Here is a 19,181-nt window from a genome sequence, read left to right as displayed (position 1 = left end):
GCTATTTCATATCCTCTCTCTGTTCACTCTGTATAACAAACATAAAAAAACCCGCCGGAGCGGGTTTTTTATTAAGCAGTTAATTAAGCGCTTTTCTTCGCTTTCTTATCAGCTTTCACCGGCACTTCTACAACAGGTGCTGCGGGTGCAGATACGCCTTCGGAGTATTCACGACCGTAGTAGGTATCCAGCAGGATCTGTTTCAGCTCTGCGATCAGCGGGTAGCGCGGGTTCGCACCAGTACACTGGTCATCAAAGGCATCTTCAGACAGCTTGTCTACGTGCGCCAGGAAGTCTGCTTCCTGAACACCAGCTTCGCGAATAGACTTCGGAATACCCAGTTCAGCTTTAATGCTATCCAGCCATGCCAGCAGTTTCTCAATCTTCGCGGCAGTGCGATCGCCAGGTGCGCTCAGGCCCAGGTGGTCAGCAATTTCTGCGTAGCGACGACGCGCCTGCGGACGGTCGTACTGGCTGAAAGCAGTCTGTTTGGTTGGGTTATCGTTCGCGTTGTAACGGATAACGTTGCCAATCAGCAGGGCGTTTGCCAGGCCGTGAGGAATGTGGAACTGGGAGCCCAGTTTGTGCGCCATGGAGTGACACACACCCAGGAAGGCGTTAGCAAACGCGATACCTGCGATGGTGGCAGCACTGTGAACGCGCTCACGAGCAACCGGGTTCTTAGAACCTTCGTTGTAAGAGGCTGGCAGGTTCTCTTTCAGCAGTTTCAGCGCCTGCAGAGCCTGACCGTCAGAGAACTCCGACGCCAGCACGGAAACATAAGCTTCCAGGGCGTGAGTTACCGCATCCAGACCACCGAACGCACAGAGTGATTTCGGCATATCCATCACCAGGTTGGCATCAACCACTGCCATGTCCGGAGTCAGGGCATAGTCTGCCAGCGGGTATTTCTGGCCGGTAGCATCGTCGGTTACAACGGCAAACGGCGTGACTTCAGAACCTGTACCAGACGTGGTGGTGATCGCAACCATTTTTGCTTTCACACCCATTTTCGGGAACTTGTAGATACGTTTACGGATATCCATAAAGCGCAGCGCCAGTTCTTCGAAGTGCGTTTCCGGATGTTCGTACATTACCCACATGATTTTGGCTGCATCCATTGGGGAGCCGCCGCCCAGGGCGATAATCACGTCTGGTTTGAAGGAGTTCGCCAGCTCTGCGCCTTTACGAACAACGGACAGGGTTGGGTCAGCTTCAACTTCGAAGAACACATCCACTTCTACGCCAGCTGCTTTCAGCACAGAGGTAATCTGGTCTGCATAGCCATTGTTGAAGAGGAAACGGTCAGTCACGATGAGCGCACGTTTGTGGCCATCAGTAATCACTTCATCCAGCGCGATTGGCAGGGAGCCACGGCGGAAGTAGATAGATTTCGGAAGTTTATGCCACAACATGTTTTCAGCTCGCTTAGCAACGGTTTTCTTGTTGATCAGGTGCTTAGGACCAACGTTCTCAGAGATGGAGTTACCACCCCATGAACCACAACCCAGAGTCAGGGAAGGCGCGAGCTTAAAGTTATACAGGTCACCGATACCACCCTGAGAAGCAGGGGTGTTAATCAGGATACGTGCAGTTTTCATCATCTGACCGAAGTGCGCTACACGCTCCGGCTGGTTGTCCTGGTCGGTGTACAGGCATGAGGTATGACCGATACCGCCCATGGCAACCAGTTTCTCTGCTTTGATGACCGCGTCGTCGAAATCTTTCGCACGGTACATGGCCAGCGTAGGAGAGAGTTTCTCGTGAGCAAACGGCTCGCTTTCATCAACATCGGTCACTTCACCAATCAGGATCTTGGTGGTTACCGGTACGGAGAAGCCTGCCAGTTCAGCGATTTTATACGCTGGTTGACCCACGATAGCCGCGTTCAGTGCGCCATTTTTCAGGAGGATGTCCTGAACGGCTTTCAGTTCCTGGCCCTGCAGCAGATAGCCGCCGTGGCTGGCGAAACGTTCGCGAACGGCATCGTATACGGAGTCAACAACGACGACAGACTGCTCAGAAGCACAGATAACGCCGTTATCGAAGGTTTTAGACATCAGTACCGATGCAACAGCACGTTTGATATCGGCAGTTTCGTCGATAACAACCGGGGTGTTACCTGCACCTACGCCGATAGCCGGTTTACCGGAGCTATAAGCGGCTTTAACCATGCCTGGACCACCGGTCGCAAGGATCAGGTTAATGTCAGGGTGGTGCATCAGTGCGTTAGACAGCTCCACAGAAGGTTGATCGATCCAGCCGATCAGGTCTTTCGGTGCACCTGCAGCGATCGCCGCTTGCAGAACGATATCGGCCGCTTTGTTGGTCGCATCTTTAGCACGTGGATGTGGAGAGAAAATGATTGCGTTACGCGTCTTCAGGCTGATGAGCGATTTGAAGATAGCAGTAGACGTTGGGTTGGTAGTAGGAACGATACCGCAGATGATGCCGATAGGCTCTGCAATGGTGATGGTACCGAAGGTGTCATCTTCAGACAGGACGCCACAAGTCTTCTCATCTTTATAGGCGTTGTAGATATACTCAGAAGCAAAGTGGTTTTTGATCACTTTATCTTCAATGATACCCATGCCGGATTCGGCAACGGCCATTTTAGCGAGAGGGATTCGAGCATCTGCAGCAGCCAGAGCGGCGGCGCGGAAGATTTTATCAACCTGTTCTTGGGTGAAATTGGCATATTCACGCTGGGCTTTTTTTACGCGCTCTACAAGTGCGTTAAGCTCTGCGACATTAGTAACAGCCATAATGCTCTCCTGATAATGTTAAACTCTTTTAGTAAATCAGCTGCTCGACACGAAAACAGTATAGTCAGCGCCATTGCCACTTGCTTAACTTACATAAAAACAAGGTGTTAACGTTTTTATCGTTCCCCTGATTTACTAAAAGAGCCTCCCATCAGTAGCCTACGTTCAGATACTGAATCTCCGTGGTGGCGTAATCAAGATTACTCACTTCTGAGTACGGAAAACATGATCTGTATCAATTTATCCATAAGCTGATACCTTTCAGCAGGGGTATTTTGGGGCATTGCCAACGATGTTAAATAATTGCAAAAGCAATTGAACCACAGGTATGCATTTAGTACACAAATATTTTACAGCGTCAAACCACTATAATTCACAATATTGTGATGAAGTGCATGCGTAAAAAGCGTATCTTCTGCGCGGTTATTGGCGTTGCCATTCTTTATCTTCAGTCTTGCTTATCAGCGGAGCTAACAGTGAGCCTATCGCTCTTTGATTTTCCAACTTATTTCAAGTTTTTTATCGGTCTGTTCGCGCTGGTCAACCCGGTGGGCATAATTCCCGTCTTTATTAGTATGACCAGCTATCAGACCGCGCTTGCCAGGAATAAGACCAACCTGACGGCGAACCTGTCGGTCGCTATCATCCTGCTGACCTCTCTCTATCTTGGCGATTCTATATTGCAGATTTTTGGCATCTCTATCGATTCATTCCGGATTGCCGGCGGGATCCTGGTGGTGACCATCGCGATGTCGATGATTAGCGGCAAGCTGGGCGAGGATAAACAAAACAAGCAAGAAAAGTCAGAGACCGCTATCCGGGAAAGTATCGGCGTGGTGCCGCTGGCGCTGCCATTAATGGCGGGTCCGGGGGCGATCAGTTCCACCATCGTCTGGGGAACGCGCTACCACAACCTGATGCATCTGATTGGCTTCTCCATCGCCATTGCGCTGTTTGCATTCTGCTGTTGGGGTGTATTCCGCATTGCGCCCTGGCTGGTGCGACTCCTTGGCCAGACCGGCATTAACGTTATCACCCGTATTATGGGTCTGCTGCTGATGGCACTGGGGATTGAATTTATTGTTACCGGGCTGAAATCAATATTTCCGGGCTTATTGAGTTAACCATTTCAAATGAAAGAGCGGCGCCAGTGGCGCCGTTTTTTTTGTCATTATCAGCAAATCATATAATGAAAGTTGAAAATCGCTTTAACTATAATAAATTTTACTAATAATTTTGTTTTGTTAACTATCAACCACTTGTCTCCCACCCCGACACAGCACTGGTCACATTCCGCGCAATAAGACTGTTATTTTACTCACACGATACTCTGGGGCTTGCTGCGGGATAACTGAGATGATATTAGTAATTTGATGAATGAATTAGATGAATGTGCTAAATAATAGACAGTTGTTAATTTTTTGTACAAACAACGCCTCGTCTCCAGCACTGCGACGCCATCGTCGAGCACACTTTCTACATCCCATTGAAAAGCGAAGATTTTATCCGCTTTTGATGCGCGGCAGGGTAGCCCACAACATAACGGTAAGTTCCGTAAAAGAGAATTGGTTAACAAATTTGCAAAATGTATTGGCACCCGGGAAAGCCATTTGGTACTTTCCGGCCTTATATTTTCCGCAGAAATCTTTTAGATGAGAATCTTTTTCATTAACGATTCTGATCTAAAAGAATTAAGACGGGCCTCGACAGGGGAGGCTTGTTAAGAATCGACGCAAGGCGGCCAGACGAGCCGTTAGTAATAGTAAAGTCGGTGATAGCGAGAAGTAAAAAACGCCTGACAGCAGCATAAACTCCTACGTTGTCAGGGAACCCCAAAAAAGGGGAATTAAACAGGCTGGTAAAAAACCAGTAATTATAAAGAGTGGAGTACCAACACAATGTCCATCATCACAAAAAAAAGTCTGGTCGCGGCGGGGATTTTAACTGCGCTAATCGCGGGCAACGTTGCAATGGCTGCTGACGTACCTGCTGGGGTTCAGCTGGCGGAGAAGCAAACGCTGGTGCGTAACAACGGTGCTGAGGTTCAGTCTCTGGATCCGCACAAAATTGAAGGTGTACCGGAGTCTAACGTTAACCGCGACCTGTTCGAAGGTCTGCTGGTCACTGACGTAGACGGCCACCCGGTTGCCGGGGTTGCTGAAAAATGGGAAAACAAAGACTTTAAAGTCTGGACCTTCCACCTGCGTAAAGACGCAAAATGGTCTGATGGTTCCCCGGTTACCGCACAAGATTTCGTTTATAGCTGGCAGCGCCTGGCGGATCCAAATACCGCCTCTCCGTATGCGAGCTATCTGCAGTATGGCCATATCGCCAATATCGATGACATCATCACCGCCAAAAAACCGATTACCGACCTCGGCGTAAAAGCCATTGATGACCACACCTTCGAAGTGACCCTGAGCGAGCCAGTCCCGTATTTCTACAAGCTGCTGGTGCACCCGTCCGTTTCCCCTGTTCCAAAAGCAGCGGTTGAAAAATTCGGCGAGAAGTGGACCCAGCCTGCCAATATCGTTACCAACGGCGCCTACAAGCTGAAAGCCTGGGTGGTTAACGAACGTATCGACCTCGAGCGTAATACCAACTACTGGGATAATGCGAAAACCGTTATCAACCAGGTTACCTACCTGCCAATCGCTTCTGAAGTGACAGACGTTAACCGCTACCGCAGCGGCGAAATCGACATGACCTATAACAACATGCCGATCGAACTGTTCCAGAAGCTGAAAAAAGAGATCCCGGCTGAAGTTCACGTTGACCCGTATCTGTGTACTTATTATTACGAAATCAACAACCAGAAAGCGCCATTCACCGACGTTCGCGTGCGTACCGCGCTGAAGCTGGCACTGGATCGCGATATCATCGTCAATAAAGTGAAAAATCAGGGCGACCTGCCGGCTTACAGCTACACCCCGCCGTACACCGATGGCGCGAAGCTGACCGAGCCAGAATGGTTCAAAATGACCCAGGAACAGCGTAATGCTGAAGCGAAGAAACTGCTGGCCGAAGCCGGGTATACCGCTGACAAGCCGCTGACCTTCAGCCTGCTGTACAACACCTCCGATCTGCATAAAAAACTGGCTATCGCCGTCTCCTCCATCTGGAAGAAAAACCTGGGTGCGAACGTGAAGCTGGAAAACCAGGAGTGGAAAACCTTCCTTGACAGCCGCCATCAGGGCACCTTTGATGTAGCGCGTGCAGGCTGGTGTGCGGACTATAACGAACCAACTTCCTTCCTGAACACCATGCTGAGCGACAGCTCGAACAACACCGCGCACTATAAGAGCGCAGAGTTCGATAAGCTGATCGGCGATACCCTGAAAGTCACTGACGAAGCGCAGCGCGCTGAGCTGTATTCGAAAGCAGAACAGCAGCTCGATAAAGACTCTGCGATCGTGCCGGTTTACTACTACGTGAACGCCCGTCTGGTGAAACCGTGGGTAGGTGGTTATACCGGTAAAGACCCGATGGATAATATCTACGTTAAAAACTTGTATATCATCAAGCATTAATGGCAATGAGTGGGGCGGGCAGCGCTCGCCCCACGGTGTCTACTCATCGTAATATTATATAGGCACACGCCAGAAGGTACGGGCAATGTTGAAATTTATCCTACGTCGCTGTCTTGAAGCGATTCCAACGCTATTTATTCTCATAACGATCTCCTTCTTTATGATGCGTCTCGCACCGGGTAGTCCATTTACCGGTGAACGTACGCTGCCGCCAGAAGTGATGGCGAATATCGAAGCGAAATACCATTTAAACGATCCGATCTCCACCCAGTATTTCAATTATCTGAAGCAGCTGGCGCACGGCGATTTTGGGCCGTCATTCAAATATAAAGACTATTCCGTAAACGATCTGGTGGCGTCCAGCTTCCCCGTTTCGGCTAAATTAGGCGCCGCGGCATTTTTACTGGCCGTCATTCTTGGCGTGACGGCGGGTGTAATAGCCGCGCTGAATCAAAATACCAAATGGGACTACGCCGTTATGGGGGTGGCAATGACCGGGGTCGTCATACCGAGTTTTGTCGTCGCGCCCTTACTGGTCATGATATTTGCAATCACCCTGAAGTGGTTGCCCGGCGGCGGCTGGAATGGCGGGGCGCTGCAGTACATGATCCTGCCGATGGTGGCGCTTTCACTGGCCTATATTGCCAGCATTGCGCGTATCACCCGTGGTTCGATGATTGAAATTTTGCACTCAAACTTCATTCGTACCGCGCGTGCCAAAGGGCTGCCGATGCGGCGGATTATTTTCCGTCACGCATTAAAACCTGCGTTATTGCCGGTTCTCTCTTATTTAGGCCCGGCGTTCGTCGGTATCATTACCGGTTCAATGGTTATCGAAACCATTTATGGTCTGCCGGGTATCGGCCAGCTGTTTGTTAACGGCGCCCTGAACCGCGACTACTCCCTGGTATTGAGTCTGACCATCCTCGTCGGTGCGCTGACCATTTTCTTTAACGCGATTGTTGATGTGCTGTATGCCGTCATCGATCCGAAAATCCGCTACTGACACTGGAGCTCGCCATGATGTTAAGTAAGAAAAATAGCGAGGCGCTGGAAAACTTCAGTGAAAAACTGGAAGTCGAAGGACGCAGTCTCTGGCAGGATGCCCGCCGTCGCTTTATGCACAACCGCGCGGCGGTTGCCAGCCTGGTTGTGCTGGTGATTATTGCCCTGTTTGTGACCTTAGCGCCGATGCTGTCGCAGTTCAGCTACTTCGATACTGACTGGGGCATGATGTCCAGCGCTCCGGATAGCGAATCGGGCCACTACTTTGGTACCGACTCATCCGGGCGTGACCTGCTGGTGCGTGTCGCCATCGGCGGGCGAATCTCGTTGATGGTGGGTATCGCCGCAGCCTTTGTGGCGGTGATTCTGGGCACCCTGTACGGATCGCTCTCCGGCTATCTCGGCGGTAAAGTGGATTCGGTGATGATGCGTATCCTTGAGATCCTCAACTCCTTCCCGTTCATGTTCTTCGTGATCCTGCTGGTGACCTTCTTCGGCCAGAACATCCTGTTGATCTTTGTCGCTATCGGCATGGTCTCCTGGCTGGATATGGCGCGTATCGTGCGCGGCCAGACCCTGAGCCTGAAGCGCAAAGAGTTCATCGAAGCGGCGCAGGTCGGTGGGGTCTCTACCGGCAATATCGTGGTCCGTCATATCGTGCCGAACGTGCTGGGTGTGGTAGTGGTGTACGCCTCCCTGCTGGTGCCGAGCATGATCCTGTTCGAATCCTTCCTCAGCTTCCTCGGCCTGGGTACCCAGGAGCCGTTGAGTAGCTGGGGTGCGCTGTTGAGTGATGGCGCGAACTCGATGGAAGTTTCACCGTGGCTGCTGCTGTTCCCGGCAGGGTTCCTGGTCGTGACACTGTTTTGTTTCAACTTTATCGGCGATGGCCTGCGTGATGCCCTCGACCCGAAAGACCGTTAAGGAGCGCCGCCATGACCATTATTGAAACGGCATCTGCGCCACAAACCCAACAGCTGGGCAATGCCCTGCTGGATGTGAAAGATCTGCGCGTCACCTTTAAAACGCCGGATGGCGATGTAACCGCGGTAAACGATCTCAATTTCAGCCTGCGGGCCGGTGAGACGCTGGGGATCGTGGGTGAATCCGGTTCCGGTAAATCCCAGACGGCCTTTGCGCTGATGGGGCTGCTGGCGCAAAACGGCGTCATCGGAGGGTCTGCGACCTTTAACGGCAGAGAGATCCTCAACCTGCCGGAAAACGAGCTGAACAAGCTGCGCGCCGAGCAGATCTCGATGATTTTCCAGGATCCGATGACCTCCCTCAACCCGTACATGCGTGTGGGTGAGCAGCTGATGGAAGTTCTGATGCTGCACAAAGGGCTGGGCAAAGCCGAAGCTTTTGAAGAGTCGGTCAAAATGCTCGATGCGGTGAAAATGCCGGAAGCGCGTAAGCGCATGCGGATGTTCCCGCATGAGTTTTCCGGTGGGATGCGCCAGCGTGTGATGATCGCCATGGCCCTGCTGTGCCGACCAAAACTGCTGATTGCCGATGAACCCACCACCGCGCTGGACGTGACCGTTCAGGCGCAGATCATGACCCTGCTAAACGAGCTGAAGCGTGAGTTCAATACCGCCATCATCATGATCACCCACGATCTGGGCGTGGTCGCCGGGATCTGTGACAAGGTGCTGGTGATGTATGCCGGTCGTACCATGGAGTACGGTCGAGCGCGCGACGTGTTCTACAACCCGGCGCACCCGTACTCTATCGGCCTGCTGAATGCTGTCCCGCGTCTGGATGCGGAAGGCGAGGCGCTGCTGACCATCCCGGGCAACCCACCGAACCTGTTGCGTCTGCCGAAAGGCTGTCCGTTCCAGCCGCGCTGCCCGCATGCGATGGAGATTTGCAACACCGCACCACCGCTGGAAGAGTTTGCCCCAGGCCGTCTGCGTGCCTGCTTTAAGCCGTACGAGGAGCTGGTATGACTGTCATCGACGAAAAACGTAATGTCCTGCTCGAAATCGCGGATCTGAAAGTCCACTTTGACATTAAAGATGGCAAGCAGTGGTTCTGGCAGCCGGCAAAAACCCTGAAAGCCGTGGACGGCGTCACCCTGCGTCTGTACGAAGGGGAGACCCTGGGCGTGGTGGGTGAGTCGGGCTGCGGTAAGTCGACCTTTGCCCGCGCGATTATCGGTCTGGTGAAAGCCACCGACGGTAAAGTGGCCTGGCTGGGCAAAGATCTGCTGGGGATGAAGCCTGACGAGTGGCGCGCCGTGCGTAGCGACATTCAGATGATTTTCCAGGATCCGCTGGCCTCCCTGAACCCGCGTATGACCATCGGGGAGATCATTGCCGAGCCGCTGCGCACCTATCATCCTAAGATGCCGCGGACTGAAGTGCGCGATCGCGTCAAAGCGATGATGATGAAAGTGGGCCTGCTGCCGAACCTCATCAACCGTTACCCGCACGAGTTCTCCGGCGGCCAGTGTCAACGTATCGGGATTGCCCGCGCGCTGATCCTTGAGCCGAAACTGATTATCTGTGACGAACCGGTCTCCGCGCTGGACGTGTCGATTCAGGCGCAGGTAGTGAACCTGCTGCAAAAACTGCAGCGTGAGATGGGCCTGTCGCTGATCTTTATCGCCCACGATCTGGCGGTAGTGAAGCATATCTCCGATCGCGTGCTGGTGATGTATCTCGGCCATGCGGTAGAGCTGGGCACCTATGATGAGGTGTACCACAACCCGCTGCACCCTTACACCAAAGCCCTGATGTCTGCGGTGCCGGTGCCCGATCCGGATCTGGAGAAGAATAAAAAGATTCAGCTTCTGGAAGGGGAGCTGCCGTCGCCGATCAATCCGCCGTCCGGCTGTGTGTTCCGTACCCGCTGCCCGATTGCCGGGCCGGAGTGTGCGAAAACGCGCCCGGTGCTGGAAGGCAGTTTCCGCCATGCGGTCTCCTGCCTGAAGGTTGACCCGCTCTGAACGGATAACAGGTAATAAAAAAGGCTGCATTCGCAGCCTTTTTTTATTCGCGCCAGAGGATGTGGCACAACTTGTGGTCTTTCTCGCGACACAGCAGGACGCGGGCAAAGATGTCGTTAATCTCACCGCCGTCGGTATCGGCCAGACCAATCACCACTTCTGCGAAGAAGTCCGGGTTCAGGTCATAATCGACGTGCTCGGCCCAGTCTTCAGACGGGTCGAACAGCTCGGCACCGCCACGCTCTTCAAACTGCAGATTAAAGAGAATCACGTCTGCCGGATCGAGATTATCGACGGCCAGTTCGAGGAAGATATCGTAGGCCTGTTCGAGCGTTTCGTCTTCGGTCAGGCGATTGTTCAGATCCATTTCCATGATGACTACCTGTTTAACATCGTTGGTTGGGCACGTTTTACAGCAACGGACTAAAGAAGTAAAACAGTCGTTCGGTAATTCGCTGCCACAGCGGTCTTTTCACCCACAACCGCGCGTCCAGCAAGCGGGAGCGGGAGATATAGTCGTCCTGCACCGCGGCCAAATCAGCGCCAAAACCGGCGTCATCAATCACCAGGGTGATCTCAAAATTGAGCCACAGGCTGCGCATGTCCAGGTTAACCGTCCCCACCAGGCTGAGTTCGCCATCCACCAGCACGCTTTTGGTGTGCAGCAGGCCACCTTCAAACTGGTAAATCTTCACCCCGGCGGCCAGTAGTTCGCTGAAAAAGGCCCGGCTGGCCCAGCCCACCAGTACCGAATCGTTCTTGCGCGGCAGGATGATGCTGACATCCACCCCGCGCTGGGCGGCGGTACAGATGGCGTGCAGCAGATCGTCGCTCGGCACGAAGTAGGGGGTGGTCATGATCAGATATTCGCGGGCGGAATAGGCCGCGGTGAGCAGCGCCTGGTGAATCAAATCTTCCGGGAAGCCAGGACCAGAGGCAATGGTGTGGATGGTATGCCCGCTGGCCTGCTCAAACGGCATGATGTTGGCATCAGGCGGCGGGGGCAGAATGCGCTTGCCGGTTTCGATCTCCCAGTCGCAGGAGTAGACAACCCCCATCGCGGTGGCGACCGGGCCCTCCATGCGCGCCATCAGATCAACCCACTGGCCGACGCCGGCGTCCTGTTTAAAGAAGCGCGGGTCCACCATGTTCATACTGCCGGTATAGGCAATGTAGTTGTCGATCAGCACCATTTTACGGTGTTGGCGCAGGTCCATCCGGCGCAGGAACACACGCAGCAGGTTTACTTTTAAGGCTTCGACCACCTCCACCCCGGCATTGCGCATCATCGATGCCCAGTTGCTGCGGAAAAAGGTCACGCTACCGGCGGAGTCGAGCATCAGACGACAGTGAATACCCCGGCGTGCGGCGGCCATCAGGGATTCCGCGACCTGATCGGCCATCCCGCCCGGCTGCCAGATGTAAAACACCATCTCGATGTTATGGCGTGCCAGCTGAATATCGCGGATCAGGGCATTCATCACGTCATCGGAGGTGGTCATCAGCTGGAGCTGATTGCCTTTGACGCCCGCAATGCCCTGGCGGCGCTCGCAGAGCTGAAACAGGGACGCTGCGACGTCGCTGTTCTCTTCGGCAAAGATATGTTTGCAGGATTTGAGATCGTTGAGCCATTTGGCCGTTGAGGGCCACATGGCGCGGGCACGTTCCGCGCGTCGTTTACCGAGGTGAAGTTCGCCAAAGGATAAGTACGCGATGATGCCGACCAGCGGCAGGATAAAGATAATCAACAACCATGCCATGGCGGAAGGAACGGCTCTGCGCTTCATCAGGATGCGTAATGTTACCCCTGCTATGATCAGCCAGTATCCCAGAATGAGCAGCCAACTCACCACGGTGTAGAAGGTTGTCATAATAAAAAATCCTTTTGAAAGCGTATTGTTAAGAGTTTACGCGTCAGGATTTTTCTGGCAAATAAAAACGCCAGATAAAAGCACTGGTTTGCCGCAGGCAAGGGTCTATAATGAGCGCTCTGTTTTAGGAAGAGTTGTTAACATGAAGCGCAGTAGAACAGAAGTAGGGCGCTGGCGCATGTTGCGACAGACAGGTCGTCGCAAAGCGCGTTGGCTGGAAGCACAATCCCGCCGTAATATGCGTATCCACGCCATCAGAAAATGCAGTACGAACCGTCATCGCAATGCGTTACTGTTCGCCGTTCAGGATTACTGAATGACACAAGGGCACCCTCTGAGGTGCCCGATGTTTTTTAAAGATTCGCTATTTCGAAAAGGAGGATGAAGTGTTTGCGGATTTTGGTGTGCTTAATTTCTGGACCTATGTTGTTGGAGCCATTTTCATTGTTCTGGTTCCGGGTCCCAATACCCTGTTTGTCTTAAAAACCGGCATTGGTCATGGCGTCAAGAAAGGCTATCTGGCGGCCAGCGGCGTGTTTATCGGTGATGCGGTGCTGATGTTTCTCGCCTGGGCCGGGGTCGCGGCGCTGATTCAGACCACCCCAATACTGTTTAATGTGGTTCGCTATCTCGGGGCTTTCTACCTGTTATGGCTGGGCGGGAAGATGCTATGGTCGGTGATCCGACATAAACAGCAGGGCGAAGCGGGCGGTATCGAACCGGCAAAAACCATCATGAAACGCTCGCTGGTGCTGAGTATGACCAATCCGAAAGCGATCCTGTTTTATGTCTCGTTCTTTGTGCAGTTTATCGACGTACAGGCTAACAACACCGGCGTGGCGTTTATGATCCTCGCGATCACGCTGGAGGTCATCAGCTTTATCTATATGAGCTTCCTGATTTTCTCCGGGGCATTTGTCACCCGTTACCTGAAAACCAAAAAGAAACTGGCGACGCTGGGAAATGGTTTGATCGGCTTGTTGTTCGTTGGATTCGCGGCGCGGCTGGCGTCGCTGCACTGACAAGAAAGGCTCCTGATAAGGAGCCTTTTTTTATCCTAGAAAACTTTTTTAAACGGCTTCACCACGACGTTATCATATACGCCAGCCGCCACATATGGGTCGTCCTGCGCCCAGGCCTGCGCCGCTTCGAGTGATTCAAACTCGGCAATCACCGTCGAGCCGGTAAAGCCGGCCGCACCCGGATCGTTGCTGTCGACGGCAGGCATGGGCCCTGCAGTCAGTAATCTGCCTTCGTCATGCAGCAGCTGTAAGCGTGCCAGATGGGCAGGGCGCACGGAGAGGCGTTTTTCCAGAGAATCAGCAACATCTGCAGCAAAAATCACATAAAGCACAGCGGAGCTCCTTAACCAATAAAAGTGTGAATTACGTTATGTGAAAGTGCAGGGGACTGCAATGTAAAGATAGCCACATTGTTAAAACCCTGCGCACTGCGTGCCTTTTTTCGCCTGCCGGACGGTTTATTCAGGCGAAGTTTAACTGGCTTATTGAATATGATTGCTATTTGCATTTAAAATCAGGGCCTGGCTTTTTAACTGAAACGATTATGACTTCAATGACCCTTGAATTACCTCGCCGCTTTCCCTGGCCGACGCTGTTGTCCGTCGCAATTCATGGCGCCGTCGTTGCGGGTCTGCTTTACACATCGGTACATCAGGTTATTGAAATGCCAGCGCCCGCGCAGCCGATTTCTGTGACCATGGTGACGCCTGCGGAGCTGGAGCCCGTACAGGTAGCGCCACCACCGGAACCTGTCGCAGAACCCGAGCCGGAACCGGAACCTGAAATCGTTCCTGAACCGCCTAAAGAAGTGCCGGTAGTGATCCCGAAACCGGAGCCCAAGCCTAAGCCAAAACCGAAGCCGAAACCAAAACCGGTGAAAAAGGTGGAAGAGCGTCCGAAGCGTGAAGAGCGCCCGGTCGAGCCTCGCACTACTCAACCGGTTGAAAGAGCTGCCCCGACTCGCCCGGTGATGAACTCGTCCCCGGCCACCGCTAAGCCGGTTGCGGCGGCCCCTTCTGGTCCGCGTGCGCTGAGCCGTAACCAGCCGGTTTATCCTGCGCGAGCGCAGGCATTACGCATTGAAGGGCGTGTCCGTGTGAAGTTTGACGTGACCGCAGACGGGCGAGTGGATAATGTCGAAATCCTCTCCGCGCAGCCGTCGAATATGTTTGAGCGGGATGTGAAAACCGCGATGCGTAAATGGCGATACGAAGCCGGTAAGCCAGGCCGCGGGCTGATTGTGAATATCGTTTTCCGCCTCAACGGCGGGGCACAGATGGAATAATAAAAAAAGCCTCCGGATGGAGGCTTTTTTTTGGCCTGATTGTCAGACCTGCGGCAGAGGACGCGGTTTCCCGTCGTTATCGACCGCGACATAGATAAACAGCGCTTCGGTCGCTTTATAACGCTGGCCGATAGGCTCAGAAGAGACCTTTTTCACCCACACCTCAATGTTGATCGACACTGACGTATTTCCACGCTTCACGCAACGCGCGTAGCAACACACCACATCACCGACCGCGACAGGGCGCAGAAACGTCATGCCATCGACCCGGACCGTCACCACGCGGCCCTGAGCAATCTCTTTGGCGAGGATCGCCCCACCCATATCCATCTGCGACATCAGCCAGCCGCCAAAAATATCGCCGTTCGCATTGGTGTCGGCGGGCATTGCAAGTGTGCGTAAAACCAGTTCGCCCTGCGGGGCGTTCGTTGTTGTCATTATGGACTCTACTCATTACGGAGGACTTCAGGCGGGATGCTACTATGATTTACAGCCGGAGAGAACAGAAGAAAACGCCAGGCTTATTGAGCCTGGCGGGGGAGATTACTGCTTGTCGTCCTGCGGCATGTGGCGGTAGATGTAGATCCCGCTCAGCAGGGTGAAAATCAGCGTTAAGGCAGTCAGACCAAACACTTTGAAGTTGACCCAGATATTCTGCGGCAGCCAGAAAGCGATATAGATATTCGCCAGGCCACAGAGAATAAAGAACACCGCCCAGGCAACGTTCAGGCGCGACCAGACGCTCTGCGGCAGGGCCAGCTCTTTGCCCAGCATGCGCTGAATAAGCGGCTTTTTCATTACCCACTGGCTGAACAGCAGGGCACCGGCAAACAGCACGTAGATAACGGTCACTTTCCACTTGATGAACTCATCGTTATGGAAAAAGACGGTCAGGCCACCGAAAAAGGCCACCAGCACGAAGGTGATCAAGGCCATTTTTTCGACCTTACGGTAGCGCACCCAGCTGTAGATCAGCACCACCGCGGTAGCGACGATCAGGGCGGTGGTGGCCGCGTAGATGTCATACAGTTTGTAGAAGGCAAAAAAGACAACCAGGGGTAAAAAATCAAGAAACTGCTTCATTCTTCGATTCCATCATCTGCGACGACCCGGGCGTGGTGCCCGGACCATCAGAAAAATTACTGGCGAATTAACGTATACAGGCGGAACAAATAGACCAGCAAGACCGCTGAGATCAGGTTGCTCACCGTATTCGCCACCACGGCACCGACGTTCGGGGTCAGGACGGCCAGGTTCGGGGCAAACAGCAGCAGCAGAGTTTTAGCCAGCAGCCAGCTCATCACCGCCGGGGCAACCAGACGCATATTAGACCATGCCAGCCGAATGCTGCTACGCATGGCGACAAAAATGCCCATTCTGTCCTGCACCACCATAATCGGCGCGAAGGCGAGCACAATCGCTAACAGCACGCCCGGCACCACGACCAGCATAATCCCTAATTGCACCAGCATGGTGGTCAAAAAGATCAGGATAAACAGTTTCGGCAGCAGTGGCGCGCTGGCGCCAATCGCCCGCAGGGCGCTGACGCGTTGCCCGGCCGAGACCAGTTGGATCATTAACAGTACGCCACCCGCCAGAATGGCATTGCCAATCAATCCGGAAAAGGTGGTCGCCGCAGAGGCTCGCAACAGGATCTGCTGCTGCTCCGGGGACATATTTTGCACCATCTCAAACAGCCCGACGCTGCTGGTGACGGGATCGCCTTCACTCAGGCTGGCTATCTGCTCCTCACTCGGCGAAAAGGCATGACCAAGTACCACCGTGATTAATGCGCACAACAAGGCGATCAGTAAAAAAGTAACGAACTGATTGCGGAAGAAATTCCCCGTGTCACGGTAGACAGACTTCGCCGTGATAGACATGCACTCTCCTTGAGTATTGCAGATGTTAATTAGCGGGCAATTGTACCCTGGATAACTGCCTGGTGGCAGTATCAAGCCTTGTATGGAAAAGCATATCTTTGTAAAGCGCCCGTAATGCATCGCTGTAATTTTGCGCGGTGGTTATGCCGCTGCGCAGGGTTTGCCCGAAACGGCAAAATTGATCCAGATAGCCACTACCAATTTTTGCGTAGGGTTAAAAAAATTAATTTAGATCAATGAATGTTAAATTGCTGAATCTAGTGTGATCTCTGTTGGATCACTTATTAATCATTTGTGGGTATATTCCGTTCCTCAATAAAACCATAACGAGGGAATGGATATGAAAAAAGCAGTGGTTGCAGCATTGATTCTGAGCACGTTTTCCGGTGGCGCCGTGGCCCACGAAGCAGGCGAGTTCTTTTTCCGCCTGGGAACCGCCACGGTTCGTCCCACGGAAGGTTCGGACAATGTGCTGGGGTTGGGCGGATTTAACGTCAGTAACAATACCCAGGCCGGGATGACCTTTACCTGGATGGCCACCGACAACGTCGGCGTTGAACTGCTGGCGGCCACGCCGTTTCGTCACAAGGTAGGGACGGGCCCGACCGGGGACATCGCCACGGTTCATCATCTGCCACCCACCCTGATGGCCCAGTGGTATTTCGGCGACGCCGGTAGCAAGCTTCGCCCCTATATTGGTGCCGGGGTCAACTACACCACCTTCTTTGATGAGAAGTTTAACGATACCGGTAAAGAGGCGGGCCTTTCCGACCTGAGTCTGAAAGATTCATGGGGCGTAGCGGGGCAGGCGGGGCTGGATTACCTTATCAACCGTGACTGGCTGATTAACATGTCAGTCTGGTACATGGATATCGACACCGAGGTGCGCTTTAAGGCGGGGGATCAACAGCAAAATATCAGCACCCGTCTGGATCCGTGGGTGTTTATGTTCTCGGCGGGATACCGTTTCTGAAAGTAAAAAGGCCCCGAAGGGCCTTTTTTACTATTTACGACCCAGTAACAGGCCGAGGACAATACCCACCGCACCTGCGGCAATAAGGCCGGTCAGCGGGTTATTTTTAACGGCATCGGTCACATCAGTCACCACGTCGCTGGCCTGTGCAGCATATTTGCGCCCGGCACCCTTCAACTGATGTTTAGGCGAATCAACGGCCTCGCCAAACTGCTGCTGGGCAGCACCGGCGAATTCATCCAGTTTGTTCTTCGCTTTTTCACCTGCGTATTGTGCATCATTATCAAGATTTTGGTCTGACATAACGTTCTCCTTTTGTAGTCAATGTAAAGCATAGACCCAATAGAGATATCCTGAAGAAAATGGGATTAATACCTGGCGCTACGCTGTCATTATTTCTGGATAAGATAGCGGATAGTCGGTCCATCCTGCTGAATATCCAGCACCGTATAACCGTGGTTTTTGGCGTCCAGCGGAATATTGTTGATGGATTGCGGACAGTCGCTGACCACCTCCAGGATCTCGCCTTTCTTCAGCTGCGGCATCGCTTCAAGGGTAGCCACGGCAGGGTAAGGGCAAGGTTCGCCCACCATATCGAGGCGATAGTCGGGAACAATCTCTTTCATACGGCTTCCTCACGAATTTCAGTTTTCACGGCAGCGCGACGAAAGAAGCGTTTCTCCTGCGCCAGCACCAGTAAAAAGGCGATCAACAGCAAAAGGTAGGTCACCAGCAACCCACCCAGTGGACCAAAGGTGGTGAGAAGATTGACCTTGTCCCAGTTGGTCGCCAGCGCCGGTGCGAAATCATCCCAGTAAAAGGCCAGCAGGGTGGAGCCAATCACGTTACCCAGACCGACCCACCAGTAGTGGACCTGACCTTCCACCGCGCGGTACATCCAGCCCGTCTCGCACCCGCCGGCCAGCACAATCCCGAAGCCAAACAACAGCCCGCCGATAATGGCGTTCGGGCCTGCCCACATGATCTTAGGTGCCACACCCAGCTGGACGTAGCTGAAAATGCCGATAGCACTCACCGCCATCCCGGCGATGATCGCTTTGGCCATCATCGTGCGCCCGGTGATCCACATATCGCGAAAGGCCGAGGTAAAGCAGATCTGCGCCCGCTCAATCAGCAGGCCAAAGCCGACGCCGAACAGCATCGCCAGCCCGAGTTTGGGCTGATCCAGCGTGGTACAGAGCGCCCAGGCCAGCATGCCGAAGAAGACCAGCATCCCCAGACGAAAGCGGCGGCGCGCCTGATCCGGCTTTTGCGTTAACGGCGAAGCGGCGCTCACCTTTTGCATTTTGATCGGAATACGGAACAGGGGCAGCAGCGTAAAGCGAGCGCCAAAGTACGAGCCTACGGCGGTGGCCAGGGCAAAGAACCAGGCGTGCAGGGAGAACTGGGGGATCCCGGTAAAGAAGGCGGCCAGGTTACAGCCCATCGCCAGACGTGCGCCGAACCCGGCGATAATGCCGCCGACCACTGCCTGGGCGATGCGGATCCGGCTGTGCGGCATACGCAGTTTGACATTGTTGGCCCACAGCGCGGCAGCAAAACAGCCGCCGAACATGCCAATGATCATCATGCCGTCGATACGGGTGAGCGGGGTACCTTCAAGGTGGATCAGTTTGAAGTAGCCCCACTCTTCGGTGTGAACGCCCGCCAGCTGCAGCAGCTGCCCGCCCCAGCGGGTGAATTCGCCGGTGACGGCCCAGAAGGTGCCGGTGATGCCGAAGTAGTAAGTGGAGAGGATCCCTGCAGCAATAACGGCAGGAACGGGGGACCAGAACTTAATTAAATAAGCCTGTTTAAAATGTTGCCACGACATAGATAAACCTCTGAACTCAGAAGGATTAAGGAGGAAGCCTTAAAAGACGAGGGGATAATACGC

20 protein-coding genes and 1 pseudogene are annotated in these 19,181 nt (G+C 53.5%); 10 read left to right on the top strand and 11 right to left on the bottom strand.

Annotated features, from left to right (window positions below; translation table 11 throughout):
- Positions 1-83 precede the first annotated feature (83 nt).
- Positions 84-2,765, bottom strand: a complete 2,682-nt coding sequence (gene adhE / locus SOM40_RS13175; RefSeq protein ID WP_106993185.1) for a bifunctional acetaldehyde-CoA/alcohol dehydrogenase — start codon at positions 2,763-2,765, stop codon at positions 84-86.
- A gap of 476 nt (positions 2,766-3,241) precedes the next feature.
- On the opposite strand from adhE, the gene SOM40_RS13170 reads away from it, so the two are divergent.
- The 6 genes from SOM40_RS13170 (at position 3,242) to oppF (ending at position 10,250) form a co-directional block, all read left to right on the top strand.
- Complete coding sequence (locus tag SOM40_RS13170; protein ID WP_106993184.1) at positions 3,242-3,889, top strand: YchE family NAAT transporter; 648 nt, start codon at positions 3,242-3,244, stop codon at positions 3,887-3,889.
- 774 nt (positions 3,890-4,663) lie between these two features.
- Positions 4,664-6,295, top strand: a complete 1,632-nt coding sequence (gene oppA / locus SOM40_RS13165; protein WP_106993182.1) for an oligopeptide ABC transporter substrate-binding protein OppA — start codon at positions 4,664-4,666, stop codon at positions 6,293-6,295.
- An 85-nt stretch (positions 6,296-6,380) separates the two neighbouring features.
- Entirely contained in the window at positions 6,381-7,301 is a 921-nt protein-coding gene (gene oppB, locus SOM40_RS13160) for an oligopeptide ABC transporter permease OppB (protein WP_106993181.1), read from the top strand.
- Between the two features lie 14 nt (positions 7,302-7,315).
- Positions 7,316-8,224, top strand: a complete 909-nt coding sequence (gene oppC / locus SOM40_RS13155; protein WP_320530108.1) for an oligopeptide ABC transporter permease OppC — start codon at positions 7,316-7,318, stop codon at positions 8,222-8,224.
- Between the two features lie 11 nt (positions 8,225-8,235).
- The gene (locus tag SOM40_RS13150) at positions 8,236-9,249 is read left to right on the top strand and encodes an ABC transporter ATP-binding protein (RefSeq protein ID WP_225758606.1); all 1,014 of its coding nucleotides are present in this window, start codon (positions 8,236-8,238) and stop codon (positions 9,247-9,249) included.
- Positions 9,246-10,250, top strand: coding sequence for a murein tripeptide/oligopeptide ABC transporter ATP-binding protein OppF (gene oppF, locus SOM40_RS13145; protein WP_320530107.1), 1,005 nt, complete (start codon positions 9,246-9,248; stop codon positions 10,248-10,250). Before SOM40_RS13150 ends, oppF begins: the two co-directional genes overlap by 4 nt.
- A 43-nt stretch (positions 10,251-10,293) precedes the next feature.
- Here the strand turns inward: oppF and SOM40_RS13140 are convergent, their stop codons facing one another.
- The gene (locus SOM40_RS13140) at positions 10,294-10,623 is read right to left on the bottom strand and encodes an HI1450 family dsDNA-mimic protein (protein WP_032611249.1); all 330 of its coding nucleotides are present in this window, start codon (positions 10,621-10,623) and stop codon (positions 10,294-10,296) included.
- Positions 10,624-10,660: 37 nt separating this feature from the next.
- The gene (cls, locus tag SOM40_RS13135) at positions 10,661-12,121 is read right to left on the bottom strand and encodes a cardiolipin synthase (protein WP_106993177.1); all 1,461 of its coding nucleotides are present in this window, start codon (positions 12,119-12,121) and stop codon (positions 10,661-10,663) included.
- A 142-nt stretch (positions 12,122-12,263) separates the two neighbouring features.
- Here cls and SOM40_RS13130 point away from each other — a divergent pair, with 142 nt between their 5' ends.
- Positions 12,264-12,437, top strand: coding sequence for a YciY family protein (locus tag SOM40_RS13130; RefSeq protein WP_146145509.1), 174 nt, complete (start codon positions 12,264-12,266; stop codon positions 12,435-12,437).
- Positions 12,438-12,507: 70 nt separating this feature from the next.
- Positions 12,508-13,143, top strand: coding sequence for a leucine efflux protein LeuE (leuE, locus tag SOM40_RS13125; protein ID WP_261645314.1), 636 nt, complete (start codon positions 12,508-12,510; stop codon positions 13,141-13,143).
- A gap of 35 nt (positions 13,144-13,178) precedes the next feature.
- Here the strand turns inward: leuE and SOM40_RS13120 are convergent, their stop codons facing one another.
- Complete coding sequence (locus SOM40_RS13120) at positions 13,179-13,475, bottom strand: YciI family protein (RefSeq protein WP_032611245.1); 297 nt, start codon at positions 13,473-13,475, stop codon at positions 13,179-13,181.
- A 221-nt stretch (positions 13,476-13,696) separates the two neighbouring features.
- Between SOM40_RS13120 and tonB the strand changes: the two genes are divergently transcribed.
- On the top strand, positions 13,697-14,428 hold the full coding sequence (gene tonB / locus SOM40_RS13115; protein ID WP_166185311.1) for a TonB system transport protein TonB: 732 nt from the start codon (positions 13,697-13,699) through the stop codon (positions 14,426-14,428).
- A 42-nt stretch (positions 14,429-14,470) separates the two neighbouring features.
- Here tonB and yciA read toward each other — a convergent pair whose 3' ends face one another.
- The 4 genes and pseudogenes from yciA to SOM40_RS13095 form a co-directional block, all read right to left on the bottom strand.
- Positions 14,471-14,866: an acyl-CoA thioester hydrolase YciA gene (gene yciA / locus SOM40_RS13110; RefSeq protein ID WP_106993174.1), complete on the bottom strand. Its 396-nt coding sequence runs from the start codon at positions 14,864-14,866 to the stop codon at positions 14,471-14,473.
- A gap of 105 nt (positions 14,867-14,971) precedes the next feature.
- A complete protein-coding gene (locus SOM40_RS13105; protein ID WP_106993173.1) occupies positions 14,972-15,511 on the bottom strand; it encodes a septation protein A in 540 nt (179 codons plus the stop codon).
- A gap of 56 nt (positions 15,512-15,567) precedes the next feature.
- Positions 15,568-16,311: a YciC family protein gene (locus tag SOM40_RS13100; protein WP_106993172.1), complete on the bottom strand. Its 744-nt coding sequence runs from the start codon at positions 16,309-16,311 to the stop codon at positions 15,568-15,570.
- A 25-nt stretch (positions 16,312-16,336) separates the two neighbouring features.
- Positions 16,337-16,426: pseudogene (locus SOM40_RS13095) on the bottom strand (YkgJ family cysteine cluster protein); the annotation flags it as partial.
- Positions 16,427-16,651: 225 nt separating this feature from the next.
- Here SOM40_RS13095 and ompW point away from each other — a divergent pair.
- Complete coding sequence (gene ompW, locus SOM40_RS13090) at positions 16,652-17,284, top strand: outer membrane protein OmpW (protein WP_166182701.1); 633 nt, start codon at positions 16,652-16,654, stop codon at positions 17,282-17,284.
- Positions 17,285-17,314: 30 nt separating this feature from the next.
- Here the strand turns inward: ompW and SOM40_RS13085 are convergent, their stop codons facing one another.
- The 3 genes from SOM40_RS13085 to yedE form a co-directional block, all read right to left on the bottom strand.
- Positions 17,315-17,587 (bottom strand): ElaB/YgaM/YqjD family protein, encoded by a 273-nt coding sequence (locus tag SOM40_RS13085; protein WP_103179906.1) that lies wholly within the window; start codon positions 17,585-17,587, stop codon positions 17,315-17,317.
- A gap of 89 nt (positions 17,588-17,676) precedes the next feature.
- The gene (gene yedF / locus SOM40_RS13080; protein ID WP_039030671.1) at positions 17,677-17,910 is read right to left on the bottom strand and encodes a sulfurtransferase-like selenium metabolism protein YedF; all 234 of its coding nucleotides are present in this window, start codon (positions 17,908-17,910) and stop codon (positions 17,677-17,679) included.
- A complete protein-coding gene (yedE, locus tag SOM40_RS13075) occupies positions 17,907-19,118 on the bottom strand; it encodes a selenium metabolism membrane protein YedE/FdhT (protein WP_320530106.1) in 1,212 nt (403 codons plus the stop codon). The genes yedF and yedE overlap by 4 nt, the downstream gene beginning before the upstream one ends.
- Positions 19,119-19,181 lie beyond the last annotated feature (63 nt).

It is taken from the genome of Leclercia sp. CFBP8987 (assembly GCF_034044995.2).
GTDB lineage: Bacteria > Pseudomonadota > Gammaproteobacteria > Enterobacterales > Enterobacteriaceae > Enterobacter > Enterobacter tamurae.
Note: the sequence above shows the minus strand (reverse complement) of the source record. Positions and strands in the feature narration are given on the sequence as shown.

Coding starts and splice junctions, on each gene's coding strand:
- adhE (WP_106993185.1), bottom strand. CDS start 2,765: ATGGCTGTTACTAATGTCGCAGAGCTTAACGCACTTGTAGAGCGCGTA.
- oppA (WP_106993182.1), top strand. CDS start 4,664: ATGTCCATCATCACAAAAAAAAGTCTGGTCGCGGCGGGGATTTTAACT.
- oppB (WP_106993181.1), top strand. CDS start 6,381: ATGTTGAAATTTATCCTACGTCGCTGTCTTGAAGCGATTCCAACGCTA.
- oppC (WP_320530108.1), top strand. CDS start 7,316: ATGATGTTAAGTAAGAAAAATAGCGAGGCGCTGGAAAACTTCAGTGAA.
- SOM40_RS13150 (WP_225758606.1), top strand. CDS start 8,236: ATGACCATTATTGAAACGGCATCTGCGCCACAAACCCAACAGCTGGGC.
- oppF (WP_320530107.1), top strand. CDS start 9,246: ATGACTGTCATCGACGAAAAACGTAATGTCCTGCTCGAAATCGCGGAT.
- SOM40_RS13140 (WP_032611249.1), bottom strand. CDS start 10,623: ATGGAAATGGATCTGAACAATCGCCTGACCGAAGACGAAACGCTCGAA.
- cls (WP_106993177.1), bottom strand. CDS start 12,121: ATGACAACCTTCTACACCGTGGTGAGTTGGCTGCTCATTCTGGGATAC.
- SOM40_RS13130 (WP_146145509.1), top strand. CDS start 12,264: ATGAAGCGCAGTAGAACAGAAGTAGGGCGCTGGCGCATGTTGCGACAG.
- tonB (WP_166185311.1), top strand. CDS start 13,697: ATGACCCTTGAATTACCTCGCCGCTTTCCCTGGCCGACGCTGTTGTCC.
- yciA (WP_106993174.1), bottom strand. CDS start 14,866: ATGACAACAACGAACGCCCCGCAGGGCGAACTGGTTTTACGCACACTT.
- SOM40_RS13105 (WP_106993173.1), bottom strand. CDS start 15,511: ATGAAGCAGTTTCTTGATTTTTTACCCCTGGTTGTCTTTTTTGCCTTC.
- SOM40_RS13100 (WP_106993172.1), bottom strand. CDS start 16,311: ATGTCTATCACGGCGAAGTCTGTCTACCGTGACACGGGGAATTTCTTC.
- ompW (WP_166182701.1), top strand. CDS start 16,652: ATGAAAAAAGCAGTGGTTGCAGCATTGATTCTGAGCACGTTTTCCGGT.
- SOM40_RS13085 (WP_103179906.1), bottom strand. CDS start 17,587: ATGTCAGACCAAAATCTTGATAATGATGCACAATACGCAGGTGAAAAA.
- yedF (WP_039030671.1), bottom strand. CDS start 17,910: ATGAAAGAGATTGTTCCCGACTATCGCCTCGATATGGTGGGCGAACCT.
- yedE (WP_320530106.1), bottom strand. CDS start 19,118: ATGTCGTGGCAACATTTTAAACAGGCTTATTTAATTAAGTTCTGGTCC.